Raw genomic sequence first — 26,408 nt, forward strand, 5'->3', positions numbered from 1 at the left:
CCTTCACCACGCCGCTGGCGACCACGGCGCCGTTGAGCGGCGCCTTCACCGACCAGATGCCGAGGCCGCCGAAGAAGAGAGCGATGATCAGCCACCCGGCCAAGGCTGGGCGCCAGCTCGAATCACTGAGGGTTTGGCCGGCGGTCGCGGCCGAGGAAGAGGCGCTCGGGGGCGCCGGGATAAGAGCCGGGAGGGTCATGCGGCCCTCGCCTTTTCGGCCTTGCCGTGCACGGGCTGGACAGTGGGACCGGCGGCATTGGCTTGATGGCGTGAAAGCTGCGCCAGGATCTCGGAGCGCGAGCCGAACATCACGGCCGCGCCGTCCTTCAGCACGAGAAGCTTGTCGACGACGCCGAGCGTGGTCGGCCGATGGGAAACCAGAATGACCGTCGCTCCACGCCCCTTGAGCTCGAGGATGCAATTGGCGAGCGCCGTATCGCCCTCCGAGTCGAGGTTCGAGCTTGGCTCGTCGAGAACGACAAGGCTCGGATCGCCGTAAACGGCGCGCGCCAGGGCGAGCCTCTGGCGAAGGCCGCCAGAAAGGACGGCGCCTCCTTCACCGACCGGCGTGTCATAGCCCTCGCGCAGGCGCAGCACGAGGTCGTGCACGCCCGCCATCTCGGCGGCGCGCAGGGTCGCGGCGTCGTCTCCGAGCTGGAAGCGGTTGATGTTGGCGGCCACAGTGCCGGGGAAGAGTTCGATGTCCTGCGGCAGGTAGCCGACATGCCGTCCGAGCGTGCCATGCGACCATACGGCGACATCGGCGCCATCGAGCCGCACCGCACCTGCCGTCGGCGCCATCACGCCGACCAGATGACGCGCCAAGGTCGATTTGCCGGCGCCCGACGGCCCGATCACGCCCAGCACTTCACCAGGCTCCAGGCTGAACGAGATACCGCGCAGGAGTGGCGTCGGGCAGCCCGGGATCATGGCGGTCAAGCCTTCTACAGCGAGCCGGCCGGCTGGACGCGGCAGCGACAGCTCCGGCGTCTTGCTCGGGCTCGCGGCGAACAGCGCGTTCAGTCGCCGCAGGGCTCCTCGCGTGGACACGAAGTTGCGCCAACTGCCGACGACCTGCTCCACCGGCTGCAGCGCGCGCCCAAGCAGAAGGCTGGCCGCGAACATGGAACCCGCCGTCGCGTCGCGCTCGATCACGAGCCAGGCTCCCAGCCCCAGGATCACCGATTGCATGGAAAGGCGCAGGAACCGGATGGCACTCTGCAGCGTCGCCGCACGGTCGCTGGCCACGACCTGCCGTTCCAGCATGTAATTGCGGTCGTCGGCCCAGCGCCGAAGGAGAGCTTCGGTCATGCCCATGGCGCGCACCACTTCCGCGTTGCGCAGGCTCATTTCCGTGAAGCCATAGCTGCGCGCGGAGGCGGCGTTGGCCGCGCCAAGCGGCGTCCGCACCAGCATTTCGTTCAGTATGGCCATCAGGACGAGCACGATGCAGCAGCCGAGCGCAAAGAAGCCGAGCGTCCAGTGCAGCATGAAGGTGACGGCGATGTAGATCGGTGCCCAGGGAAGATCGAATACGGCATGGATGCCGGGACCTGTCATGAACTGCCGCATACCGTCGAAATCACGCAAGAGCTGACTGCGCGCGCCGCCGGCGAGGGCAGGGCGGTCGATAATCGCCGTCATGATGCGCGGCGCGATGCGCCGGTCGAGCCGGATGCTGGCGCGCGTGAGCACCTGGGCGCGCATCGCGTCCAATCCCGCCAGCGCCAGATAGGCCGCCAACAGGGCGAGCGTGAGCATCGCCAGGGTGATCTCGCTGCCGCTCGAGACAACCCGGTCGTATACCTGCAGCATGTAGAGCGGGCCTGCGAGGTAGAGGATATTGACCGCGAGGCTGAAGGCTGCAGCGGTCGCGAAGTAGCTGCCGCTGGACCGCAGCAGGCGCATGAATTCGGAAGGGTTCTTGGTCATGATCGTCACGTATGATGGAAGTCCGTCGAGGTGAGGCCGAGATGGACGCCCACCAGTGTGATCTCCATGTTGGCCGCGTGCGTGTCGGACGTGGTCACGGTTTCCGTGGCATTCGTGGTGTTGACCAGAACATGCGTGCTTCCCCCGGTCTCGACAAAGGCGACGCTGTGGGCATTCAGGGTCAGGTTGCCGCCCCCGGTGATGTTGCCCTGGAATCGGGGAACGCCGTTGGTGGCGTTGATTCCGGCAATGTTGGTGAAGTCGATCTTGTCGATGCCGTGCTGAAAGTCGGTGATCGTGTCGGCTGCGGCGGGTGTCGAGTCCGCGGCCGCATGGTAGGCAAAGGTGTCCTTGCCGGCGCCGCCGGTCAGCCTGTCGCCGCCTGCACGACCGACGATCGTGTCGTTGCCGCCACTGGCGCTGATGATGTCGTTGCCCGTCGAGCCGGTGAGCGGATCCGCCTTCGAGCTGCCTAGAATTGCGCTATTGGTACCATGGATGACGTTGCCGGCCTGATCATAGACGTTGAACCCGAACGAATGGACGCCGTTTGACGCGGCGGAAGCCGTGTAGCTCCAGGTGCCGTTGGCGTCTGTCGTCGTCCAGCCGATCCAGCTAGACCCATCATAGATTTCGACGACGTCGCCTGCCTCGCCAGCATTGCCGGTAAGCAGCACGCTGCCGCTGCCCGGGATCAATCCCGTAAAGGAGGGCTGCGTCTGCAGCGTGAAGGTGAGTGAAGCGCTGCCTGTATTGCCGGCAAGATCGGTCTCGCTGGCAACGACCGTATGTGCGCCGTTCGCCAGTCCGCTCGGGGTGAAGGACCAATGACCGCTGGCATCGGCCATCGCGGTATCGGCAATGACGCTGCCGTCGACAGTGAAGTGCACGGCCGCATTGCCGTCGCTGGTACCGGCAAGGCTGGTGGCGTTGCCGCCGTTCACCAGGCTTTCTGTCACGACCGGCGCTGTCGTGTCGAGCGTGAAGGTGAGGGAGGCACTGCCCGCGTTTCCGGCGAGATCGGTCTCGGTGGCCACGATCGTGTGCATGCCTTCGGCGAGGCCGGTGGGGATATATGACCAGAGGCCGTTCGCATCGGCGGTTGCTGTGGCCGCGAGAGCGCTGCCGTCGACCGTGAAGTGTACGACTGCACCGGTATCGCCGGTTCCGGTCAGGGCAGCACTCGAGGTGACCTTGTCCGTGGCGGACGCACCCGTATCGCTGCGCAGCCCCGCCGTCACCGCGGGCGCCTTGCTGTCGAGCGTAAAAGAGAGGGAGGCCGTGCCGGTGCCGGCGGCGTTGGTCTCGCTCGCCACGATGGTGTGGACGCCGTCAGCCAGACCGGTCGGCGCGTATGTCCAAACGCCGTTCGCATTCGCCATTGCCGTTGCCGCAACGGATCGGCCGTCGACGGAAAAGTGCACCAGCGAATTCGGATCGGCGGTGCCGGTCAAAGCCGGATTGGACGTGATGTGATCGATCGAGGAGCTGCCGGTGTCGTTCGCCAGTCGTTCGTTAACGACCGGTGTGGCGACGCTGCTCAGGGTAAAGGTGAGCGAGGCGGTGCCGGTGTTGCCGGCGAGATCGGTCTCGCTCGCCACGATCGTGTGCGTGCCGTTCGCAAGGCCGGTCGGCGTGTAGGACCACGCGCCGGCGGCGTCGGCAGTCGTGGTGCCCGTGATGGCGTTGCCGTCGATGGTGAAATGCACCGTCGCATTGGCGTCGCCACTGCCGGCAAGGGCTGCGCTCGAGCTGGTTGTGCCGCCGCTCGCGAGCTTCTCGGTCATCGAGGGTGGTGCCGTGTCGAGAGTGAAGGAGATCGACGCCGCTCCGGTGCCGGCGGCGTTGGTTTCGCCTGCCACGACAGTGTGCGCGCCATCGGCGAGACTGGTCGGCGTGTAGGACCAGGCACCATTCGCGTCGGCCGTCGCCGTCGCGGCAACCGCATTGCCATCGACGGTGAACTGCACGACGGCACCGGCATCCGCTGTCCCGATGAGTGTCGGATTGGACGTGATCTTGTCCGTCGAGGAATAACCCGTATCGCTCGCTAGCCCCGCCGTTACAATCGGCGTGGTCGAGGCCGTCGTCAGGCCGATGACCGGGTCAGCGCCGGTGACGGCGATGTTCGAGCCGACAAGGACGTTGCCCGTGCCGGCGATGGCGAGCGTCCCGTTGCCCTGGATGTTGGCCAGCACAGTGGGATCCGCGCCCGAACCGTAGTACTCGTTGCTGACGCCGGTCAGGGTGACTTTCCCCCCCGCCAGATAACCACCAATCGCCGTGGTCTGCGGGCCCCAGGTCGAGAAGGTGTCGTCGGTAAAATTGCCGGGACCCTGGACGATCGCGCCGGAGCCCTGGTTGTTCTCGAAGCCGCTTGCCTGCACCAGCGTGATGCCGGATGTGGCGTCGATGCCCGGTCCGTGGTTGTCGACGAAGTAAGCGCCCTTCACGACCATGTCGTGCGCGCCATTGTCGAGAATCATGCCGGCCACGCCGTTCAGTCGGAAGCCGCCGCCTTCCCACTCGAGTCCGCTCGTCACGCCCCCGCCCGGACTGTTGGCGAAACGCGCGCCGCCCTGATCATTGCCGTTCATCCACGAGTCGACCACCAGGGCACGCGAGACATTGCCCATGACATCGAGCCCGATGCCGGCGACATGTTCCACGCTCACGTTATTGATGCTCAGCATGCTGATCGCGCGGTCGGTTCCGTCGGCCACGATCCTGATGCCGTCGCCCAAGGAGCCGTTGATCGAGAAGTTCGACAGCGTGAGTGAACTCAGGGTCACGCCGGCGCCGACGACAATCTCGATCACCGGCTGGCCGCTACCGACCTCGGAGATGATCTTGGCGCCGCCCAGGTCGATGCCGAACGCGCCCTGGTTCGTGTTGGTGACGTTGATCACGATCGGAGACGTGACGGTGTAGGTCGTGTCGGTGAGGTGGGCCACGTAACTCCCCGCCATGGCCGCGTTGAGCACGGTCGCGAGTGAGTCGGTTCCCGTGCTGGTCCCGGTCGTGGCGGCAGTGACGGGCGCAAGCGTGGGCAGCGCCACACCTTGGTTGGTCAAGCCGACATGCGCCAGGTCGCCGTCTCCGGCCGGGCTGACGGCGACGTTCGTGCCGGTCACGAGGGCGCCGCTGTCGCCGGTCGTGAACACATTGCCGCTGCCCTGGAAGTTGGCCAGCGCCGTCGGATCGGGACCTGCGCCGGTGTAGGTGCTGGTACTTCCGATCAGGGTTGCGTTGCCCACAAGGTAGCCCTTGATTCCCAGCGCTTGCGAGCCCGACGTGGTGAAGGTGTCGTCGTTGAAATTGCCGAAGCCTTGGAACCAGATGCCCGCGCCCTGATTGTCGTGGAATTCGCTGCCCGTGACCGACGTGATGCCCGATGGGGCGGCGATGCCGACGCCGTTGTTGTCGGCAAAGGTGACATGGTCGACCGACATGTCGCGCGTGCCATTGTCCAGGGTGAGGCCGTCGCCGCCATTGCCCTCGAAGCCGCCGCCGAACCAGCGCAGCGCGCTTGCCATGCCGCCATTCGCACTGTGTGAGAAGTAAGCGCCTCCTGCACCGTTGCCGTTCATCCACGAGTTCGAGACGAGGCCCTCGGAGACGCTGCCCTGCACGTCGAGGCCGTAGCCGCCGACATTGTTCACGGTGACGTTGTTGATGTTCCAGTTGTAGAGCCAGCGATCATTGCCGTCGGCCACGATCTTGATGCCGTCGCCTTCGTGGCCGTTGCCCTGGATCGTGAAATTGGACAGCGTCAGGTAGCGCACATCGACGCCTGGCCCGACATCGATTTCGATCACCGGCGCGCCGTTGGTGATCTGGGAGATGATCGTGGCGCCGCCGAGATCGATGCCCAGCGGTCCCTGAATGGTGCTGTCTATGTGGATGACGATTGGTGAGGTCACGATGTAGCTGGTGCCGGCCGAATGGGCCATGGAGCCGCTCGCGATGGCCGCGCTCATCATCGAGCCAAGGTTGGTCGCGGTGATGGTCGAACCGGTCGTCGTGCTTGGAGCGATGGGGATCGAATCCTGCAGGAGCAATGTGGTGCTGGTGCCGGTAATGTCGGTGCTTGCAATGGCCGTCGTGGGCATGGAGCGCTCTGGCTGGAGAAGAGTACGTCTCGTGGCGCCAGCGCGTAGGGCTGGCTCTACTGACATGGCGGGAAGCTTCGCGCGTGGACACACTGTCCTCCCGGCGGCTACTGCCGAGAGTTGGCGAAGGCTCTTGGTCTCAGCCGGTCGACGCGGGCGACCGGTGTCGTGGTGCAGCAGAGAGGGCGGTCGTCATCCCCAATAACCGGCTGAACCAGCATTGCGGGCTGCGCACGTTTCAAAATTACAGATCTCGATTTGAAATGAACAATGTCTGTCCCGTAAGAAACGCGAAATAAGATGTCTACGCAGACGGTAAAGAGACAATCTTAAGGCCACGCATTAACACAGGCCAGTGACTCGATGTCAATGCGTTCTTGCATATCTGGAACGGGCGAAGCCCATTTGTTGCCGCCGAGACATTGCGGCGGCTGTTCGCCAGACATCAGGCTGCAGGCAGTTGCGATCTGTCGATCAACGCGCCCTGAGCCAGCAGCATGCGCCGAATGGCGTTACCTTGTGTACGGCCTCCTTCGGCAAACTGGGCGGCCGCCACGCCAGCCGCCTGACCGGTCGCGAACGCCGTTCCCATGACGCGCAGGCTGGCGCCCGCTTTTTGATCTCCATCGGCAGTGCGCCCCGCGGCGAACAGGTTCGGCGTGTCGGCGCTCCTGAGACAGCCGAGCGGAATCTCGTAGGCACTTTTGTCGGGCGGATAGACGAAGGTACTCTCGAAGGTGGCGCGGTCGTGCCACTCCACACCCCAAGCCCCGAGCGCGATGCTGTCCTGCATCTCGCGGCCGGCCACCACGTCCTGCCAGGTAAGCCGGTAGCATGCATCGATGTGGCGCGACTCGCGGGTGCCGAAGTCGGGGCCGGTTGATACGAGATAGGCTTTCTCGCACCGCGGAAGCCCGCGGATCACATCGAGATAGGCCCAGGCCTGCTCGCGTCCGCGACGTTCGGCGATACTCATGCTGCGCGTATCGCGCGGATCGTAATCCTCCGACGCGAGGTAGCAGACGACGTCGCCCGACAGCGGCAGCCGCGTGACGACGCTCCTATCCTTGCTGAACGGCCCTTGCCCGCGGATGCGCGCGGCTTGGACGGCGGCACCGAGCTGGTCGGCGGTGATGACCACATCCGCTGGAATGCCGCCGAACCGCGTGCCGAGCGTGCCGAGGTTGACCGCCCCATCATTGCCGTAGCGTGTCGAAGCGCCGGCCAGCCAGGCGAGGTCGCCATCGCCGCTCGCATCGACGAACGCCTTCGCCCCGACGACATGCGGGCCGGCATGATCATGGTAGGTGAGATCGCCGATGTGGTCGTCCTCCCTCGTCGCACCGGTTACGAAGGCATGCAGCAGCACATCGACGCCCGCCGCTCGGCAAAGCGCGTCGAGGACGCGCTTCACGCCCTCGGGGTCGAATACGACGAAGACGCCACGATGGCGTTGCGGCCCGGTCACGGCACCCAGACGGCGCAATCCCTGCAGCACCTCCTCCGCGACGCCGGCAACCGCCTGTCGTGGCGTCTCGCCGAGCGTATACAGCCCGCAATAGGTCAGGACGTTGCGCATCGTCGAGGCGCCACCGAGGCAACCCGACTTCTCGATCAGCACCGTTCGCGCGCCTGTCCGCGCGGCTGCGACCGCTGCCGCGACACCCGCGCTGCCGCCGCCCGCCACCGCGACGTCATAACTGCCGGTCGTCATGGCTGATCCGGCTAGTTCACGTGGATATTCTGCGTCTCGATGATCTTCGTCAGCATGGCCGTCTCGGCCTCGAGCCGACGCGCGAGCACGTCGGCTGGTGCAGCCGCCACGTCCCAGCCCTGCTGGGTGAGCTGCTTGCGAACCTCGGGCGACCGGATCACCTGCAGCACGAGCGCCTCGAGCCTGCTCCTGAATTCCTCCGGCATGGTGGCGGGCGCCGCCATGGCGACCCAGCCTTCGATCTCGATGCCCTCGACGCCCAGCTGGCCGAGCGTCGGCACTCCAGGAGCGAGATCGCTGCGCTGCGCCGAGGCAATGGCCAGTGCGCCGATCTTTCCGCCCTGCACCTGTTGCATGGCGATACCCGCGGGGACGAAAGCGAGGTCGATCTCGTTGGCCGCGAGCGCGGCGAGGACCTGCGGATTGCCAGGATAAGGCACATGAGTAGGCTTGATGCCGAGCTTGGCCGTCAGCAGCTCCATTCCGAGATGCGCCATCGAGCCGATGCCGACCGAACCATAGTTCAACTTGCTGCCGGCCGCGCGGAGCTCATCGATGCCGGCCTTTTGCGCGGCCCATTTCGGGCTCAAGGCGAGAAGGAAGGGTGTGGTGCCAACGAGGCAGATCGGCGCCAGATCGTGGCGCGGGTCGTAGGTGACGGCCGGATTGAGGATGCGTGCGATGGTGAGATTGAGGTTGATCATCACGCCCACGGTGTGGTCGTCATGCGCTTTGGCGACGATATCGGCCGCAATGTTGCCGCTGGCGCCCGGCTTGTTTTCCACGACGACTGGCTGACCAATGAGCTGTGACAACGGATCGCCGATCGTGCGGGCAATAAGATCGGGCGTCGATCCGGCCGAGAAGCCGACGACGAAACGCAGTGGCTTGCTGGGCCAGGCGGGCTCGGCAAAAGCGCAGGGCGAAAAGCGCACGGTACCGGCGGTAGCCGCTGCCGCAGTGAGAAAAAAACGTCTGTCGATCATGAGTTCCTCCGCGACTCCACCCCTAGCACCAGTCGCGAGGGAATGTCTGCGGCATCGGCAGCTTTTGTGATTTCAATCGATCCGACGCCTGCTAGCTTCGCGTGAAACTGGGGAGGCAGGATTTGCAGCGATTGACCCGACGCGTGGTGCTGGCTGCGGCTGTGATGGCAGCACACTGTCCGGCATATGTGCATGCCGATGATATTCCGTTGCGCATCGTGCTCGGCTTCCCGCCGGGTGCCAGCAGCGACACTGTTACGCGGCTGATCGCCGACAAGATGCGGACGTCCCTGGGACGGCCCGTCGTGGTCGAGAACAAGCCGGGTGCCGCCGGCATCATCGCCAACATGGTGGTGAAGGCCGCAGCACCCGACGGCAACACGCTCCTGATGACGCCGCTTGCCACCATGGTCGCCTATCCGCATTCCTATTCGAAGCTCGATTACGATCCGTTCAAGGACTACGTGCCGGTGGCGCATATCGCGGCCTTCCAGCTGGCCTTCGGCGTCGGTGCCGCGGTCCCTGCGAAAACCATGGCCGAATATGCCGCGCTCGCCAGGAAGGGCGGCGCCTACGCCAATTTCGCCTCTGCCGCGGTGGGCAGCCTGCCGCATTTCTTTGGCCTGCTCTTCGCCAAGACGGCGGGCATCGAGCTCGTACATGTTCCCTACAAAGGCACTGCGTCCGTCCTACAGGCGCTGATCTCGGGAGAAGTGCCGGCGGCAGTGCTGCCGATCAGCGACCTCGGCGCACTCGCGCAGTCGGGCAAGGCGCGCATCCTCGCAAGCTCGGGTGCCCGGCGCTCGCCCCAGTATCCGGACGTCCCGACCTTCAAGGAGAGCGGCTACGATATCGAGGGCTCGGCCTGGTACGCTTTGTTCGCGCCGGCTGGAACGGAGAGGGGTCTGGTCGACAAGCTATCGGCTGCGGCGATCGCAGCGGCGCACCAGCCGGATCTGCGTCAACGCCTGGACCCGCTGGGAATGGAGGCGACAGGGCTCGGCCCCGCCGAACTGGCCGCCATCATGAAGGCGGACTACGCCAAATGGGGACCGATCATCCGCGCCTCCGGCTTCAAGGCGGACTGAGGCGGGCGCGGGCGCCGTCTATCGAGTCTTGCCCGACGACAGGCTGTCCTTGAGGTCGGGACCCAAGGAAGGGCCCAAGGAGGGCCTCGGGGAGGCATTCTGCGTCGCCGCGCCCATGGGCATGGTCCCCCCTGGAGTTGAGGATATGGAGGAGCCGCCCGGGATGCCGGGACCAGTCGCGCCCGCGTCAGAGGTGCCGGCGGACGAGGGCCGAGTCCGCGTCAAATCCTTTTGCTGAGCCTGCGCTGCCGCGACCATACCGAGCACAAGGCCGAGGGCGAGCGCCAAGGTCCTGGTCATTGCAACCTCATTGTCATCACAAGTCGTGATCAACTCTGCCGCAAGGCTACGGCCGCTGTCTGTAGCAAACGCGTGGCAATTCCTAGTAGCGCGATGGCACGTACACGGTTGTCGACGGCGGTGGCGGCGTGTCGGGTACCACGACCGCCGTCCTCGGAGCAGGTTTCTCCACGACGGTTTCGCTGTGGAAGCCACAGCCCGCGATCGCCACGGAAACCACGACCAGACAGGCAAGCGCCCTCATGATGAGCCTCCTCGAATGAGAATTTCGCCGCATCGGATTGCGACGATCCACCCAGCCAACGTGGCGATCCGCGGTTGGTTGCCGAGGTCCTTTCCGTGTCGGGAGCCCTACGGGTGGCCTTGAGGCGCTTCGACCGTCTCGCTGTGTGGCGGCGGCCCGAGGGCATCCGGCCGCTGCAGCCGGGCCATCCGCAGATTGTGGGCAAGGTGGTAGCCAAAGCCCAGCATGATCAGCAACACCAGGCAGAGGACGATGATCTTGCAGTAAGGGGAGGCCAGGAATCTTTCCATCGCCGAGCCTGCCGGCTGCATGCCGCTTCTGCCATCACCAATCGGCCAGCAACGTTCGGGTTGCACTGCGCAGTCGATTTGACCATGAAGGCAAGGCCCTGGTCTCGGCGCTAGCTTGAGCCGTCTTCCCCGCGCAGCCTCTCCAGGCGGGCGCCGACGGCCGCCACGACAGGCTCCGCCTCCTCCCGCGGCAGGAAGATGAAGTTGTAGACGAAAGGTCCGAATCGCTTGCGGGCCGTCAGCGGTGCCGTGAGGCCGGGAAGGTTGGATCGATTCTGCATGTGCTCGATGGAGAATTGATCGATCGGCTTCAGGAAGCCGTCATGAACGAAGTAGCCTGCATAATCGAGCGCGTCGAAATAGGCGCGGGCGCGCGCGATTCCTCCCGGTGACAGCATCTCCATCACCTCGACCAGCGCGCGTGGCCGGCAGCGCCGAACCGTCGCGACGCCGCCGTCGAGAACGGCCTGCTGGTGCCCTTCGACATCGATCTTGATGAAGCCGGCGTCACCGCTGTAGACGTTGTCGAGGCGATCCATGGGCACGTCGATGGCGACATAGCCCGGATAGACAGCGGAGGCCCGGTCCGAGATCGTAGAGCAGCCTTCGATGGCGACGCCATCGACCATCGGCATTCTGAGCTCGATCTTTCCGCTACGGTCGGAGAGCGCCATGCGCTGGATGACGACACCTCGGGGGAACTTTTCGTGCAATGCCTGGGCGAGCTTCGGCATCGGCTCGAACGCGATGACGCGCGGGACATGACGGCGCAGATAGTGGACGTAACTGCCGTCGTTGGCCCCGACGTCGATCGCGTCTGACCCGGGGCGGCAAAGGATGTCGAGCAGATGGAGCTCGACCTCCCCGTACCGGCCGTAGTAGCGGGCCTCGCGCCAGTTCAGCAACGGCTGGGGGCAAAGGGCACGGAGCGCGCGCTTGGCTTCGTTGAAGGATGTACTCAAAGCCACCATTCGGTCCTCGCAAGGCTCGTTCAAGGAAGAGCCATAGTACCCTATCGAGGCCACACGGAGGCGATGTGTGAGATCGGCACTGCGTCAACCAAGGCTACTCGTGGCTCCAGAAGCTGGTGCCGACGCTGGTGCTCTTGCTGACGACCGTAGGCCCGGCATCAGGCGCGGATTTCCTTTCGACCGTCTGGCTGTGGATCGAGCAGGCGGCAATGGCCAGCGAGGCGAATGCGAAGACGACAAGGGCGCGCATGAACAAGCTCCTCGAGTGCGCTCACCGTCGCCGCAAGTCCAGGTCACGGAGATGGTGCGCCCTGAGAAACGCCGAAGCTGGGCTTAGGTTGCGCGAAGGCAATCGCCTGTCACGCGCCATCGCTATTGGCGCATGGGTGTCAGTCGTTGGCGGGCCGCTTGCCGAGCTTGAGGTGCGCGGCTCGTAGCGAGGTCGCGATCCGGTGTTTTGCGGATCGGTCCAGGCTGCAGTGCGCGGTCGAGGCCCATGCTGCTTCCTTGCCGCGCGCCTTGGCTTGCAGCGCGTCGCCGAACCTCTTCGCATCGATGTCGTTCTCGAAGACGACCCTGATGTCCCTCCTGTCCGAACTCATCGCATAAGGACCGCCGAGCCGCAGCTCTTTGGCCAGCCGCTCGAGAAGTGCGAGGCCATGCTTGCGCGCCTTGGAATCGGACTGCTTTGGAAAGTCGACAATCACGAGATGCGGGCGATGGTGCGAGTCCTGAAAGGCGTCCCAATCCTCGAGGGGCATGCGTCGTCCCTGGCTGATAATCCTGTCCGTGAATAATCTGATCCGGGACGGAACGGCGGTGCCCAATCGATGCCAAACCGGTGCCAAATTGGTGGCGCCGCGAGCCGCGCCGCAGCCGGAGGATCGGCTTGAACGCGCGCCGCGGCCGTGAAAAAACGGTGACCGACGGCAAGATCACAGGCCGGACCGCCGGAGGTTGCTAGCCTCGCGCGAGGGCTTCTTGCCGGCGATTCGCCAAGCGGAGGTGAGGTGGACGTGACTCACGCGGGTGCTGCCAGGGAAGAAGGGGACGGTCCTCCCTTTCCCACGGGCGTTGTTTCGACATCCGGCATATCCCACCCGAGCGTGTCGCCAGCCCCGGCGGACGGGGTTCGGGAAAAGAAGCCGACCGGCACCAGGCCGGCCTCCGGCGCCGGCGCCCTGACGGGCCTTCTCGGCATTGTTTGCGCACTGCTCGGCATCGTCGCCGCTCCTGCGCTGTTCCTGCCGCTGGCCGTCGCCTTCTCGGCGATCTCGCTCACGCGCAGCCTTGGCACCCTCGGCGTCGCCGGCACGATTGCCGCAACCCTTTCGTGTGCTCTGACCGTCGTTGGATTGGTGTTGTATCCGTGGGGTGTGGAAGAAGGACCGAGGACGGCAACAACGGCTTCGAGGCCTGCGCCAGCGACCGCCTCCCAGGCCTCTGTAAGGCCCCCGGCGCCTGCGGCTCCGCCGGAAAATGCTTTGCCGTCAAAGCCGGTCGAGGAAAGCCCGGCGACCGGCTCGCTCTCACTGCCGCCGTCGGTCGTTCCGGAACCGGCGGCGATCCCGGCAACCCCTCCCAAAAAGGAGGAGGCCGGGCAGACGCCTCCACCGGCCATACCTCCCGCAGCCAGCGAGCCGAAGGAGAAGCTCGAGGATGCCTTGCCCGATGCGCCGCCGCCTGCTGCTGCGGTTGTGGTCCCCGCTCCGGCCGCAATGACGCCTGCGGCGGCCGCCGACGCGCCCAAGGCGCCAGCTCCTCCGGTCGACACCATGCCCAAGGCGCCACCTCCTCCGGCCGACGCCGCGTCGAAGGCAGCGCCTCCGCCCCCCGACGCGTCCAAGGCGACACCCCCAGCCGATGGTGCCAAGGTCGACCTGCAGCCTTGGCCCGAGAACAGGACCGAGCAGACCAAGTTGATTCAGGTGCTGCTGCGCGATCTCAATTTCTATCACGGCACGACCAACGGTACGTTCGGGCCCGGAACGCGCGCCGCGATCTGCCTGTATCTCGTGACCTACGACGAAAAGGGGGAGTGCGAACCAAGCAAGGCGCTGTTCGACTCGCTGCAAAGAAGGCGGGCTCAATCACCGGCCCACGGCGCGCCGCGGCGCTGAGGAGAGGGCCGGACGAGCATTTTGGCCGCGACCCCTCAGGCACTGAGCCCGAGCCGCTGACCGCGATAGGCCCCGCTCAGGACCCGTTCCCACCAGCCGCGATTGTCGAGATACCAGCGAACGGTGTCGCGCAGTCCCTGCTCGAAGCTGTGGCGCGGCCGCCAGCCCAGCTCACTGCGTATCTTGGCGGAATCGATCGCATAGCGTGCATCGTGGCCGGGACGATCGGTCACGAACTCGATCAGCCTTTCGTGCGGGCGGTGCAGGCTGTTGGGCAGCATCTCGTCGAGCAGCGAGGAAATCGCCCGTACCACGTCGATATTGCGCCGCTCGCTGTCGCCGCCGACATTGTAGGTATCGCCGGGCCGGCCCTTCTGCAGCACCAGGGTCAGCGCCTCGGCGTGATCCTCGACGTGCAGCCAGTCGCGGACATTCTCGCCCTTGCCGTAGACCGGCAGTCGCTCGCCACGCAGGGCGCGGATGATGCAGAGCGGGATCAGCTTCTCGGGGAAGTGATAGGGCCCGTAGTTGTTCGAGCAGTTGGTCGTGAGTGTCGGCAGGCCGTATGTATGGTGCCAGGCGCGCACCAGGTGATCGGAGGCCGCCTTGCTGGCGGAGTAGGGCGAGTTGGGCTGGTAGGGCGTGGTCTCGGTAAAGCGGCCGGTGGGCCCCAGCGAGCCGAAGACCTCGTCGGTCGAGATGTGCTGGAAGCGGAACCGGGTGCGCGCCTCGCCGCTCAGGTCGCGCCAGTAGTCAAGGGCGGCGTCGAGGAGCACATAGGTTCCCGTGACATTGGTCTCGATGAACGGCGAAGGACCGTCGATCGAGCGGTCGACATGACTTTCGGCGGCCAGATGGAGCACCGCGTCCGGCCGGACCGCGTGAAAGATTTCCCTGAGCGCATTACCATCGCGGATGTCGACCCTGTAGTGCCGATGGCGCTTGCTGGTGCCGGCCTCGGCCAGAGACTCGAGGTTGCCGGCGTAGGTGAGCTTGTCGACGTTGGCTACCGACCAGTCGGTGTCGCGAATGACATGCCGTACGACCGCCGAGCCGATGAACCCCGCGCCGCCGGTGATGAGGAGCTTCATGTCGCGAAGATACCGAAAGATCTCTCGCTGCGCTCGCGAGGACACAACAACATCTGTGTTGACCCGAGACGATACCGAGGGATCTTTCGCACCCGGGATGACAAATCAGTGATGCAGGATCTGGCCCAGGAAGGTCTTCGTCCGTTCGTTCTTCGGATGGGCGAAGAATTCCTCGGGCGCGTTCTGCTCGACGATCTCGCCGCGGTCCATGAAGATGACGCGGTCGGCGACGGCCCGCGCGAAGCCCATTTCGTGGGTGACGCAGAGCATCGTCATGCCTTCCTTCGCAAGCTCGATCATGACGTCGAGCACTTCCTTCACCATCTCCGGGTCGAGCGCCGAGGTCGGCTCGTCGAACAGCATGATCTTGGGCCGCATACAGAGCGCTCGGGCGATCGCCACGCGCTGCTGCTGGCCGCCCGATAGCTGGCCCGGATACTTGTGCGCCTGCTCGGGGATGCGCACCCGCGTCAGCAGACTCATGGCGATCTCCTCGGCCTCCCTCTTGGGCGTCTTCTTCACCCAGATCGGTGCCAGCGTCAGGTTATCGAGAATGGTGAGGTGCGGGAACAGGTTGAACGACTGGAACACCATGCCGACGTCGCGCCGGATCGCCTCGATGTTCTTGACGTCGTTGGAGAGCGCGACACCGTGGACGACGATATCGCCGCGCTGGTGCTCCTCCAGCCGGTTGATGCAGCGGATCAGCGTCGACTTGCCGGAGCCGGACGGTCCGCAGATCACGATGCGTTCGCCCTGCTTCACGTCGAGATTGATGTTGGAGAGGACGTGGAACTGTCCAAACCACTTGTTCACGCCCTTGAGCTCGATCACCGATGGGGCATGGGAGAGGTCATGAGCGGCAGTGGTGACCATTTTAGCGGCGCGTCCCCTTGTTGAGTTCGATCTCGAGGTACTTGGAGTAGCGCGACATCGAGAAGCAGAAGCAGAAATAGACGAAGGCGGCGAACAGATAGACCTCGCTCGGAAAGCCGGCCCAGTTGGGGTCCACGAGCGCCTGGTTGGCGGCGTTGAGAAAGTCGAAGATGCCGATGATCAGCACCAGCGAGGTGTCCTTGAAGAAGCCGATGAAGGTGTTGATGAGGGGTGGGATCACCACGCGCAGCGCCTGCGGCAGGATCACCAGCATCGTCTTCTGGAAGTAGTTGAGGCCCATCGCGTCGGCGGCCTCGAACTGGCCTTTCGGCAGCGACTGCAGGCCGCCGCGGATGATCTCCGCGATGTAGGCGCCGGAGAACAGGATGATCGCCACCAGGGCGCGCAGGAACTTGTCGATGCTCATGCCCGAGGGCAGGAACAGGGGCAGCATGACCGAGGCCATGATCAGGAGGCTGATCAGCGGCACGCCACGGATCAGCTCGATGAAGCCCACGCACAGTCCCCTGATCAGCGGCAGGTTCGAACGCCGGCCGAGCGCCAGCAGCACGCCGTAGGGAAAGCCGAACAGCAGGCCATAGGTGGCGAGGATGAGCGTGACCGGCAGGCCGCCCCACAGGCCGGTCTCGACATAGGTAAACGGCGCGATGGCGAGACTCCAGGGAGGCAGCACGCCCGCCAGCCGAAGAAGGATGCCGATCGCGCCGATCGCCGCCAGGGTCCGCCAGCCGTTGAGTTCGGCCGGGGCAGCGACGCTGCCGCGCAGCAGCATGCCGACGCCGCCGACCGCCAGCGCCACGAACAGGATGAGGGCAAGCGGGATGTGGATCTGGCCAAGCATCAGCAGGAAGGTGAGGAAGCTGCCGACCGCCCAGATCCAGACCAGCCGCGCATTCCACATCCGCCGGTCGGCGCTTGTCACCAGCATGGTCAGCATGACGATCACCGCCAGGAGCGGCCGCCACTGCTCGTTGTAGGGAAAGGTGCCGAAGAAGATGAAACGATACTTCTCGTGGATCAGGGCCCAGCAGGCGCCGTGACCACGGCAGCTCTGGCCGGTCGGCGCGGTCCAGACCGCATTCACCACGGCCCAGTCCAGGAACGAGGTCAGCAGCCAGAAGATCGCCACGAGCAGGACGACGGTGGTGATGCCGTTGCCCCAGCTCGAAAACAGGTTCTTGCGCAGCCAGCCCAGAGCGCCAGTCTCACTGGCAGGAGGCGGAAGCTGCTGGCGCTCGTTCGCGGACAGCACATCGGCCATGGCTCAACGCTCCCGAAGCGCGATGCGCTTGTTGTACCAGTTCATGAAGGCGGAGATGCTGAGGCTCACGGTCAGGTAGGCGGCCATGATGATCAGCACGTTCTCGATCGCCTGCCCGGTCTGGTTGATGGTGACGTTCACCGCCGCCACCAGGTCGGGATAGCCGATGGCGATGGCGAGCGAGCTGTTCTTGGTGATGTTGAGATACTGGCTGGTCATCGGCGGTACGATCACCCGCAGAGCCTGGGGCAGCAGGACCAGCCGCATCGCCTGGCCGCGCGACAGGCCGAGCGCCATCGCCGCCTCGCTCTGGCCCTTGTGCAGCGCCAGGATGCCGGAGCGCACGATCTCGGCAACGAAGGCCGAGGTGTAGACCACCAGCCCGAACAACAGCGCGGTAAACTCCGGCTGGATTACCGTGCCGCCCTGGAAGTTGAAACCCTTGAGCTCGGGCCAGCTCATCTGATGCGGCGCGCCGCCCAGCAGCCAGACGACGAACGGCACGCCGATCACCAAGGCGGTGCCGGCCCAGATCGTGGGGAAGGGCTCGCCGGTCGCGTCCTGGCGCCGTCTCGCCCAGCGCTTCACCGCAAAGGCCGCCGCGATCCCGATCAGGAGCCCCAGCCCCATCCATGGATGAATCGGGTCATCGACCGGCACCGGGAAATAGAGGCCGCGATTGCTGAGGAACAGCGTGCCCAGCACGTTGATCGCCTGGCGGGGGCCGGGAAAGGCCTCGCTGATGAGCTTGTAGAAAAGGAACAGCCAGAGCAGCAGGGGCACATTGCGGAACGCCTCGACGTACCATTCGCAGATCTTGGCCAGCAGCCAGTTGGGCGACAGGCGGCCAATACCGATCAGCGTTCCCAGGATGGTCGAGAGGATGATGCCGAGGACCGCCACTTTCAGCGTGTTGAGCATGCCGACCAGGATGGCGCGCGCATAGGTGTTGGCGGGCGAATAGGGGATCATCGAGTCGCCGATTTCGAAGCCCGCCTCGCGGCTGAGATAGTCGTAGCCGCTGGCGATCTTCTGCCGCGCCAGATTTTCCATGGTATTGCTGACCAGGAACCAGGCCAGCAACCCGACCAGGCCCACGATCACGATCTGGAAGGCCCAGCCGCGGATGACGGGGTCGTTCCAGGGTGCCACTTTGGGACGCGTCGTTGAGCCGAGTGTCTCGACGACCATGCCGCTAGTCTCCCTGCCTGATGCGATTCGTCCGCACGTCGCTTGGTTGCCGGCAGTGTAGGAGGGAATTGCAGGGTTGCAACCCGCCAAGACACCGCCGGCAATGCAGCTTCAGCGGATGGGCGGGGCGTATTGCAGGCCGCCGTGCGTCCAAAGCTTGTTGAGGCCGCGGTCGATCTTGAGCGGCGAGCCCATGCCGACGTTGCGCTCGAAGCTCTCGCCGTAGTTCCCGACCTGCTTGACGATGTTGTAGACCCACTTCTCGTCGACGCCGAGCGCCTTGCCCATGCCGGGGGTGACGCCGAGGATGCGCTTGATCGACGGATTGTCGCTCTTCAGCATTTCGTCGACGTTCTTCGACGTGATGCCGTATTCCTCGGCCTCGAGCATGGCGAACTGCGACCAGCGGATGATGTCACCGAACTGGTTGTCGCCGTGCCGGAAGGCCGGTGCCAGCGGCTCCTTCGAGATGATCTCCGGCAGGATGATGAAGTCTTCCGGCTTGGCGGGCGGCGGAGTATTGGCAGCGCGGGTCGCGTAGAGGCCCGACGAGTCCGTCGTGTAGACGTCGCAGCGGCCGGCGAAGAACGCGGCCCGGATCTCCTCGACCTTCTCGATCACCACCGGCTTGAAGCTCATCTTGTTGGCACGGAAGTAGTCGGCGAGGTTGAGCTCGGTGGTCGTCCCGGGGGCGACGCATACGGTGGCGCCATTCAGCTCCTTGGCGCTCTTGATGCCGAGCTTCTTGTTCACCATGAAGCCCTGGCCGTCGTAGTAGGTGATCGCGCCGAAATCGAGGCCAAGCGCGGTGTCGCGGGTCAGCGTCCAGGTGGTGTTGTTGGAGAGCAGGTCGACCTCGCCCGATTGCACGGCCGTGAAGCGCTGCTGGGCCGTCAGCGGTACATATTTCACCTTCTCCGAGTCGCCGAAGATCGCGGCCGAGACGGCGCGGCAGACATCGACGTCGAGGCCGGCCCACTTGCCCTGGCTGTCGGGCACTGCAAAGCCCGCGATGCTGGTTGGTACGCCGCAGATGACCGCGCCGCGCGCCTTGACGGCGTCGAGATCCTTGCCGGCCCACGCCGTGCCCGACATCAAGAAGGCGGCCAGTCCGATGACCGCCGCGTTCGAAAGTTTGTGCATGATGTTTGCCTCTCCCGTTTTCATTGACCGACGGAGTGTCTCCCGGGCCGGGCAGGCAAGCAACAGGCCAAACGAAACCACCGCCCCTTTGGGGCAGTGGCGCGTTCGTTCGGGAGGTCCGAGGAGATCCTAGCGGATCGGCGGGGCGTACTGGATTCCGCCGTGGGTCCACAGGCCGTTCAGGCCGCGCGCGATCTTGAGCGGCGAGCCCATGCCGACGTTGCGCTCGAAGCTCTCGCCGTAGTTCCCGACCTGCTTGACGATGTTGTAGACCCACTTCTCGTCGACGCCGAGCGCCTTGCCCATGCCAGGCGTCACACCCAGGATCCGCTTGATCGACGGATTGTCGCTCTTCAGCATCTCGTCGACATTCTTGGAAGTGATACCGTACTCCTCGGCCTCGAGCATGGCGAACTGCGACCAGCGGATGATGTCACCGAACTGGTTGTCGCCGTGCCGGAAGGCCGGCGCCAGCGGCTCCTTCGAGATGATCTCTGGCAGAACCACGAAATCGTCGGGTGTCGCCGGCGGCGGTACATTCGCGGCTCGCGTCGAGTAGAGGCCGGAGGCATCGGTCGTGTAGACGTCGCAGCGTCCGGCGAAGAAGGCGGCGCGCGCTTCCTCGACCTTCTCGATGACCACCGGCTTGAAGCTCATCTTGTTGGCGCGGAAGTAGTCGGCGAGGTTGAGCTCGGTGGTGGTGCCGGGCTGGACGCACACGGTGGCGCCGTTCAGTTCCTTGGCACTCTTCACGCCGAGCTTCTTGTTCACCATGAAGCCCTGGCCGTCGTAGTAGGTGACGGCGCCGAAATCGAGGCCGAGCGCGGTGTCGCGGGTCAGCGTCCACGTCGTGTTGCGCGACAGCAGGTCGACCTCGCCGGATTGCACCGCCGTGAAGCGCTGCTGGGCCGTGAGCGGCACGTACTTCACCTTCTCCGAGTCGCCGAAGATCGCGGCCGAGATGGCGCGGCACACATCGACGTCGAGGCCGGTCCACTTGCCTTGGCTGTCGGCCTGCGAGAAGCCGGCAACGCCGGTGCTGACCCCGCAGACAAGCTGGCCGCGCGCCTTGACGGCGTCGAGATCCTTGCCGGCCCACGCCGTGCCGGCAGCGCCCAGCAGCGCGGCGGCGGCGCCGACGGCAACGAATTTCTTCAGCATGTTTCTGTCCCTTGTGGTTGTTCCTGCCGCTCGTCAGCCGCCACGACGGCCGCTCGGGCGCGGCGGCGCCATTGGTAGGCGATCAACCGCTGGGACGCAACGCCGGCAGCGATACTGCAGCCGTCGCTTGCGCCGATGCCGTCGAGACTAGAGACGGCCGGGACTTGGTGGCGGCGTGAAGGGGTTGCGGCTCCAGAAGGAGGCCTGCTCGGTCTTGGTCTTTTGAGCGAGCGCGGCGCCGCGTACGTCCTGCTGCCATTGGCGGTAGGCGACGAGATCGTTGCCGCCCAGCGCGTTGGCCTTGTCCGAGAGGTAGTTCTCCGGGTCGACGAAATGGCCGTCGACGATCGCAGAGAAGTGGAGATGCGGTCCGGTCGCGCGACCAGTCGCACCGACATAGCCAATCACGTCGCCCTTATGCACCATCGTGCCCGGCGCGATGTTCGGCGCTATCCGCGACATGTGAGCGTAAAGCGTCTCGAAATGCTCGGAGTGGCTGATCTTCACCGTCCGGCCATAGTTGTAGTACCAGTTGGCGTGATTCACGACGCCGTCGGCCGCGGCATAGATCGGATCGCCGACATGACCCTCGAAATCGATGCCGTTGTGGAAGGCGTGGCTGGTGATGCGGCCGTAGTAGCGACGGGTCCCGAAGGGTGAGGAAATGCGAGCGCCCGGCTTGGGCTCGATGAGCGCCGCGCCACCCAGACGCTTGCCCTGCTCGTCGAACCAGCCTTCAGGCTGGTCGGGGGGCGCAAACCACCAGTAGGAATGCCTGCCCTTGCCCTCGCCGATGCTGGCATAGACCACCCGCGATGAACCATCGCCGGTTCGGGCCTGCATCATCTCGACTCTGGCTTTGGTCGGTGAGAAGCCTGCGAAGGCTTTGGTCAAGTCCTTGAAGATCGGCTGGTTGGCACCGCCCGGCATGGAGTTGAAGGCGGCGGCGGCATTGTCGGCTTTGACGAAAGTGATCGTGCCTGCAACGACGGCGCGAGCTCCGGCCCCCGGTGGCGTCGGCGTGGGCGCGCTCAGGGTGCGCTCGGTCTCGGTGCCGGCCACCCCGGGCGTGGTGGCAACGGTGTCCGGATTGGCGGCGGCGTTAGCCTTGAAATCGGAAAGCCACTTCCTGTTGAGTTCGTCGGCCTCGTTGTCGGTGGGCGAGGCCTGGCTGTTGAGCTTGGCGACGTTGCTCGGTTTGGTGACGGTCCGATGTTGGGAGTGGACCTGCTTCTTGGCGGCGGTGGCAACCTGGGCCATTGAGGGCGAGGGTGCAGTGAGCTGGAGGAGGGAGACCGTCAGTGCTGCGGCTGCCACAGCGCGCATCATCCTCCACCGGTCGGCGCGCTCAGCGCGCGTCGTCGTGATCGCCATCAGCCTCTCCCGTTCCATTGATCCAAACAAAAAACGCTTGAGGCAGTGGCGAACTTACCGGCTCCCCTGCCGGCGCCCCCCGCCTTGCCGCCTCGGGGGGTGATACTGGTCACGAAAAAATCTCATGTCCAACAAAAAGTTGCAAAAATGCAACAGTCGTGCAGATCTGGGGTAACGTTCTGATTTGACGAAGTATTGTCGGTTACGCGTGCTTCCGGTCCCGAAAGACTGCGGTGGGCAGAATGTCGCTTTCGACTTGTTGACGAAGGGTCGGGTAGCGCGCGAGCAGGCCAGCGGCTTCGGCCATTTCCTCGACGTCGTTGAACATCGGCACGCCCGCTTGCTCCATACGGGCGAACCATTCGCTCTTGGCCGGCAGCGTTCCCATCATGCTGTGCAGCAGCGGCAGCGGGCTCTGACGTGCGAGTCGGGCGAGGCGCTCGATCACCGGACCAGCCTCGACCATGAAGGGCACGACATGGATCATCAGCACCGCGTCGTAGTCGGCAGCGGCGTGCGCCATGGCCGCTTCGAGAGCGAGGGAGAACCGATCCTCACGGGCATCGGCCAGCAGGTCGATCGGATTGGCGATCGAGGCCTCCGCCGGTAGCTGCTGGCGCAGTATGTCGACCATCGCCTTCGGCAGGGGCGCGAGGTCGAGGCCTTCGAGCGCGGCGCGGTCGGCGCAGATCACGCCCGGCCCGCCGGAGTTCGAAAGTATAAGGGTCCGCCGGCCCAAGCCCTGTGGGAAGCGGCCAAAGGCCTTTGCCGCGAGCAGCAGGCGGCGCAGGCTGGCGACCCGCACGATGCCGCATGAGGCGCAGAATCTCTCGATGGCCGCGTCGTCATTGGCCACCGCGCCGGTGTGAGCCGCAGCGGCTCGGCCGCCGATCTCGGTTCGGCCGCCGAACAGGGCAATCACCGGCTTGACGGCCGCCACCTTGCGCGTGACGGCGCGGAAGCGCTCATGATCATCGATCGATTCGACGTAGAGCAGTGCCGCGCCGATCTCGGGCCGCTCGCCGAGCCAGGCGAGGTAGTCCTCGACGCCAAGATGCACCGCGTTGCCGACCGACACCACGCTGGTGAGCGGTAGCGCGCGCCCATTCGCCTTGTCGATGAACTCCTCGGCCAGAGCGCCCGATTGGGAGATGAAGGCAAGGCCGTTGGCGGCGCCTGGAGCGGCGCCGGGCGGCAGGTCGCGCAGGAAGGTCGCGGCAAAGCGCCAGGCCGGATCGAGGTGGACGATGCCGGCGCAGTTTGGGCCCGCGATGGTGAGCCCGCGCTCGGCAGCGAGCGTCAGCAGCATCTCGTTGCGTGCGATCCCTGATCGGCCGGCCTCGGCGAAGCCGCCTGGCAGGATCAGAAGATTGCGGATCCCGCGGTCGGCCGCTTCGCCGACGGCGTCGATGATGGCGTCAGGCCGAATCACCATCACCGCAAGGTCGACCGGCGGATCGATGGCAGCGATCGAGGACACCGATTCGTAACCGAAGATCGGGCCGCCCCTGGGATTGACCGGCACGACGCGTCCGCCATAACCGGCGAGACGCAGCATCTGCATGACAGCGCCGCCCGAGGAAGTGGGTCGTTCGCCCGCGCCGACAACGGCGATGCTGCGCGGAGCGAAGAACGGAGAGAGATCGCGGACGGCTGTCGGCATGGCACGCCGTTGCAGCACAGGCGGGAGAGGAGAACAAGATGGCCGAGCCGATCGAACTCCTGATCCAGGGCCGCGCGCATGAACTCACGCCGGGGTTTGCCGTGCGACGCCTGCTGCCGAACATGAAGCGCCGCACCGTCGGGCCGTTCATCTTCCTCGACCATTTCGGGCCGCTCGATGTGCCACCGGGCGGCGATGGCATGGAGGTGCGGCCGCATCCACATATCGGCCTCGCCACGGTCACCTATCTGTTCCAGGGCGGCATCTTCCATCGCGACAGCCTGGGCCATGCGCAGGCGATCCGGCCGGGCGACGTCAACTGGATGACCGCGGGCAGCGGCATCGTCCATAGCGAGCGCACCGAGCCCGAGATGCGCCAACACGGCTTCCGCTTGCACGGCATACAGACCTGGGTTGCATTGCCGAAGGCGCACGAGGAGACAGCGCCGAGGTTCGAGCACGTCCCGGCGGCGCGATTGCCGGCATGGCACGAGGACAAAACAGGGCTTCGTCTGATCGTTGGCACCTATGCCGGCCGCACCGCGCCAACCACCCACTTCTCGCCGATCTTCTATATCGCCGCCGAGTTGCCGGCGGCGGGCAGGGTCGGCGTGACGGCCGAGCATGCGGAGCGCGGCGTCTATGTCTCGGCGGGCACGGCCACGATCGGGAACCGGCCGCTCGGCGTCGGCGATCTCGCGGTACTGGCGGCGAAAGCCCCGATCGATGTCGTCGCCGGGTCCGAAGGCGCCAGGTTGATGCTGCTGGGCGGCGCTCCGCTCGACGGGCCGCGCCACATCTGGTGGAACTTCGTCTCCTCCTCGAAGGAGCGCATCGAGCGCGCCAAGGCCGACTGGAAGGAAGGCCGCTTCGCCAAGGTGCCGGGCGATCCCGAGTTCATCCCGCTGCCGGAGGGGCGACGTCCTTCGGGGAATGTCCTGTAGTGCAGAACCATCGACTCTCGGGAGGGGCCGGCCGTCACGATGGACAGATATAGCCTTCGCCGCTGGGGTTCCTGAAGCAGCCGACCGACTCGGGCAGCAGGAGCTTGGGCAGGTAGAGAACAACGTCTGGAAACAGCACGGTGAAGGCGATGGTCGCGAAGAAGACGACATAGATCGGCAGCGACGCGTACATGGCACGTGGGAAGCCGACGCCGACGAATTTCGAGGCGACCAGCAGCGAGAGGCCGTAGGGCGGTGTGATCAGGCCGAACACCAGTGTGGTGATGATGACCACGCCCATATGGACAGGATTGATTCCGCCCAGCTCGGTCAGCTTGTTGATGATCGGCATGAAAATGATGATGGCCGGGATGGCATCGACGAAGTCGCCGATGATCACGAACAGCGCCACCAGCAGGAACAGGATCATGCCGGCATTGGTGCCGGCATAGTCTGAAATCCAGGTGGCCACGATGTCGGGTCCGCGCAGGTAGCCCAGCATCCAGCCGAACGCTGAAGCGCTCGCGACAGCGGCGAGCGGGATGGCATAAAGCATGCCGGTGTAGACGAAATCCCACAGCAGCAAGCGCACGTGGCCGCGGTTCAGGAGCGGGATCAGGATCACGAGGATGTAAACGGCGGCGATCATGCCGGCCTCGGTCGGCGTGAACCAGCCGCTTAGGATGCCGCCCATGATGATGATCGGGATCATGAGCGGCAGCGAGGAGTCTCTCAGGGCAAGCCCGAACTCGCCGAGGCTCGCCATCTTCTTCTTGACGCCCGTGGGTCCGAAGAAGTGGGAGTAGATCATGAGTCCGATCCCGATCAGAACGCCGGGCGCGATGCCGCCCAGGAACAGGCCGCCGATGGAGACGTTGCCGGTGGCGCCGTAGACCACCGCCATGATGCTGGGCGGGATAAGATTTGCCATGGTCGAGGCGCAGGCGATCAGCGCCGCCGTGAAGGCGCGGTCGTAACCCTCGCGGTCCATTTCCGGTGCCACCGTGCGGCTCAGCACTGCGACATCGGCGGTCGAGGAGCCGGAGATGCCGGCAAAGAACATGCTGAACAGCGTTACGACCTGCGCCAGGCCGCCGCGCAGATGGCCGACCATGGTCTGCGCCAGCCGGACCATGCGGTGCGTGACGTTGGCCGACGTCATCAGCTCGCCGACCAGCAAGAAGAAAGGGACCGCGAGCAAGGTCTCCGAGTCGATGCCATGGAACATCTGTCCCACCATCGACTGGAGGCTGATCGGGGTGAAGCCAGTGGCGACGATAACGCCTGCCATGAGGGAAAAGGCAACTGGTACTCCCATGTAGCCCAGGCCCAGAAACAGGAAGGCCATCAGGAACAGGACACCACCATTGCTCATTCGATCGCCCCGGCGAGGTCGCTGGTGTCCTCCGGCCCCTCGAAGCCATTCTTCCAGCCGTTTGCCAGCTGCTCGACCGCGAACAGGGCGATCAGCACGCCGGAGAGCGGCACGCTCGCGGTGTACCAGGTGAGCGGGATGAGCGAGGGCATGCGGAAGCTGCCGAGATCGAGGATTGCGTTCTTGACCCCGAACCACGCCATGCAGAGCGCGACACCCAGCACGACAAGACGGTTGAAGCTTTCCATGAAGGTCCGCGGCGGACCCTTCAACCGCTTGGTAATCTCGACGAGATAGAGGTGATCGTTGCGGCGCGCGGCCGCTGCCATGCCGATGAAGACGCCCCAGGCGAAGAATCCGGTCGTCACCTGCTGCAGCCAGAGCCACGGCGCATGGATCTCGCGGGTGACCACGTCGAGCAGTACGGAGCTCGTGAAGCCGATGATCGACACGCCGCACAGGATCATCAGCAGCGCTTCCAGCGGGTCGAGCGCCTTCCACTTGAGGTGGCGATGGCGTGCCAGGATGAGAGTGCGGTTACCGAGCGCCAC

At 65.2% G+C, this 26,408-nt stretch carries 22 protein-coding genes; 3 read left to right on the top strand and 19 right to left on the bottom strand.

Translation table 11 applies throughout. The features are described from left to right. Window positions 1–195: 195 nt before the first annotated feature. The 4 genes from VH499_RS03570 to VH499_RS03585 form a co-directional block, all read right to left on the bottom strand. The gene (locus VH499_RS03570) at window positions 196–1,932 is read right to left on the bottom strand and encodes a type I secretion system permease/ATPase (protein WP_332051314.1); all 1,737 of its coding nucleotides are present in this window, start codon (window positions 1,930–1,932) and stop codon (window positions 196–198) included. Window positions 1,933–1,937: 5 nt separating this feature from the next. Continuing rightward, the gene (locus VH499_RS03575; RefSeq protein WP_332051315.1) at window positions 1,938–6,044 is read right to left on the bottom strand and encodes a beta strand repeat-containing protein; all 4,107 of its coding nucleotides are present in this window, start codon (window positions 6,042–6,044) and stop codon (window positions 1,938–1,940) included. A gap of 445 nt (window positions 6,045–6,489) precedes the next feature. Then, window positions 6,490–7,758: an FAD-dependent oxidoreductase gene (locus VH499_RS03580; protein ID WP_332051316.1), complete on the bottom strand. Its 1,269-nt coding sequence runs from the start codon at window positions 7,756–7,758 to the stop codon at window positions 6,490–6,492. An 11-nt stretch (window positions 7,759–7,769) separates the two neighbouring features. Beyond that, a complete protein-coding gene (locus VH499_RS03585; RefSeq protein WP_332051317.1) occupies window positions 7,770–8,744 on the bottom strand; it encodes a tripartite tricarboxylate transporter substrate binding protein in 975 nt (324 codons plus the stop codon). A gap of 122 nt (window positions 8,745–8,866) precedes the next feature. On the opposite strand from VH499_RS03585, the gene VH499_RS03590 reads away from it, so the two are divergent. Next, complete coding sequence (locus tag VH499_RS03590; RefSeq protein WP_332051318.1) at window positions 8,867–9,832, top strand: tripartite tricarboxylate transporter substrate-binding protein; 966 nt, start codon at window positions 8,867–8,869, stop codon at window positions 9,830–9,832. A gap of 382 nt (window positions 9,833–10,214) precedes the next feature. Here the strand turns inward: VH499_RS03590 and VH499_RS03595 are convergent, their stop codons facing one another. From VH499_RS03595 to VH499_RS03615, 5 genes are all read right to left on the bottom strand, one after another. Continuing rightward, window positions 10,215–10,376, bottom strand: coding sequence for a hypothetical protein (locus VH499_RS03595; protein WP_332051319.1), 162 nt, complete (start codon window positions 10,374–10,376; stop codon window positions 10,215–10,217). 107 nt (window positions 10,377–10,483) lie between these two features. Next, window positions 10,484–10,666 (bottom strand): hypothetical protein, encoded by a 183-nt coding sequence (locus VH499_RS03600; RefSeq protein WP_332051320.1) that lies wholly within the window; start codon window positions 10,664–10,666, stop codon window positions 10,484–10,486. 110 nt (window positions 10,667–10,776) lie between these two features. Continuing rightward, window positions 10,777–11,634, bottom strand: a complete 858-nt coding sequence (locus VH499_RS03605) for an FkbM family methyltransferase (RefSeq protein ID WP_332051321.1) — start codon at window positions 11,632–11,634, stop codon at window positions 10,777–10,779. Window positions 11,635–11,731: 97 nt separating this feature from the next. Next, complete coding sequence (locus VH499_RS03610; RefSeq protein WP_332051322.1) at window positions 11,732–11,887, bottom strand: hypothetical protein; 156 nt, start codon at window positions 11,885–11,887, stop codon at window positions 11,732–11,734. A gap of 139 nt (window positions 11,888–12,026) precedes the next feature. Beyond that, a complete protein-coding gene (locus VH499_RS03615) occupies window positions 12,027–12,398 on the bottom strand; it encodes a hypothetical protein (protein WP_332051323.1) in 372 nt (123 codons plus the stop codon). A 345-nt stretch (window positions 12,399–12,743) separates the two neighbouring features. On the opposite strand from VH499_RS03615, the gene VH499_RS03620 reads away from it, so the two are divergent. Further along, on the top strand, window positions 12,744–13,757 hold the full coding sequence (locus VH499_RS03620; RefSeq protein ID WP_332051324.1) for a hypothetical protein: 1,014 nt from the start codon (window positions 12,744–12,746) through the stop codon (window positions 13,755–13,757). 35 nt (window positions 13,758–13,792) lie between these two features. Here the strand turns inward: VH499_RS03620 and rfbB are convergent, their stop codons facing one another. The 8 genes from rfbB to VH499_RS03660 all read right to left on the bottom strand — a co-directional run bounded on the left by rfbB (window position 13,793) and on the right by VH499_RS03660 (window position 23,538). After that, a complete protein-coding gene (gene rfbB / locus VH499_RS03625) occupies window positions 13,793–14,848 on the bottom strand; it encodes a dTDP-glucose 4,6-dehydratase (protein ID WP_332051325.1) in 1,056 nt (351 codons plus the stop codon). 105 nt (window positions 14,849–14,953) lie between these two features. Beyond that, the gene (locus tag VH499_RS03630) at window positions 14,954–15,724 is read right to left on the bottom strand and encodes an amino acid ABC transporter ATP-binding protein (RefSeq protein ID WP_332051326.1); all 771 of its coding nucleotides are present in this window, start codon (window positions 15,722–15,724) and stop codon (window positions 14,954–14,956) included. A 1-nt stretch (window position 15,725) separates the two neighbouring features. Then, window positions 15,726–17,006, bottom strand: coding sequence for an amino acid ABC transporter permease (locus VH499_RS03635; protein ID WP_332051327.1), 1,281 nt, complete (start codon window positions 17,004–17,006; stop codon window positions 15,726–15,728). A 3-nt stretch (window positions 17,007–17,009) separates the two neighbouring features. Then, complete coding sequence (locus tag VH499_RS03640; RefSeq protein ID WP_332051328.1) at window positions 17,010–18,197, bottom strand: amino acid ABC transporter permease; 1,188 nt, start codon at window positions 18,195–18,197, stop codon at window positions 17,010–17,012. 111 nt (window positions 18,198–18,308) lie between these two features. Next, window positions 18,309–19,340: an amino acid ABC transporter substrate-binding protein gene (locus VH499_RS03645; protein ID WP_414709737.1), complete on the bottom strand. Its 1,032-nt coding sequence runs from the start codon at window positions 19,338–19,340 to the stop codon at window positions 18,309–18,311. A 129-nt stretch (window positions 19,341–19,469) separates the two neighbouring features. Beyond that, entirely contained in the window at window positions 19,470–20,501 is a 1,032-nt protein-coding gene (locus VH499_RS03650) for an amino acid ABC transporter substrate-binding protein (protein ID WP_332051329.1), read from the bottom strand. Window positions 20,502–20,648: 147 nt separating this feature from the next. Further along, on the bottom strand, window positions 20,649–21,875 hold the full coding sequence (locus VH499_RS03655; RefSeq protein ID WP_332051330.1) for a M23 family metallopeptidase: 1,227 nt from the start codon (window positions 21,873–21,875) through the stop codon (window positions 20,649–20,651). A 202-nt stretch (window positions 21,876–22,077) separates the two neighbouring features. Then, on the bottom strand, window positions 22,078–23,538 hold the full coding sequence (locus tag VH499_RS03660) for a CoA-binding protein (protein WP_332051331.1): 1,461 nt from the start codon (window positions 23,536–23,538) through the stop codon (window positions 22,078–22,080). Window positions 23,539–23,576: 38 nt separating this feature from the next. Between VH499_RS03660 and VH499_RS03665 the strand changes: the two genes are divergently transcribed. Then, window positions 23,577–24,482, top strand: a complete 906-nt coding sequence (locus VH499_RS03665; protein ID WP_332051332.1) for a pirin family protein — start codon at window positions 23,577–23,579, stop codon at window positions 24,480–24,482. Window positions 24,483–24,516: 34 nt separating this feature from the next. Here the strand turns inward: VH499_RS03665 and VH499_RS03670 are convergent, their stop codons facing one another. Both VH499_RS03670 and VH499_RS03675 read right to left on the bottom strand, forming a co-directional pair. Continuing rightward, complete coding sequence (locus VH499_RS03670) at window positions 24,517–25,857, bottom strand: TRAP transporter large permease (RefSeq protein WP_332051333.1); 1,341 nt, start codon at window positions 25,855–25,857, stop codon at window positions 24,517–24,519. Then, window positions 25,854–26,408: a TRAP transporter small permease gene (locus tag VH499_RS03675; RefSeq protein WP_332051334.1), complete on the bottom strand. Its 555-nt coding sequence runs from the start codon at window positions 26,406–26,408 to the stop codon at window positions 25,854–25,856. Before VH499_RS03675 ends, VH499_RS03670 begins: the two co-directional genes overlap by 4 nt.

The sequence above is a fragment of the Reyranella sp. genome (assembly GCF_036558665.1).
In the GTDB taxonomy this organism is placed as follows: Bacteria; Pseudomonadota; Alphaproteobacteria; order Reyranellales; family Reyranellaceae; genus Reyranella.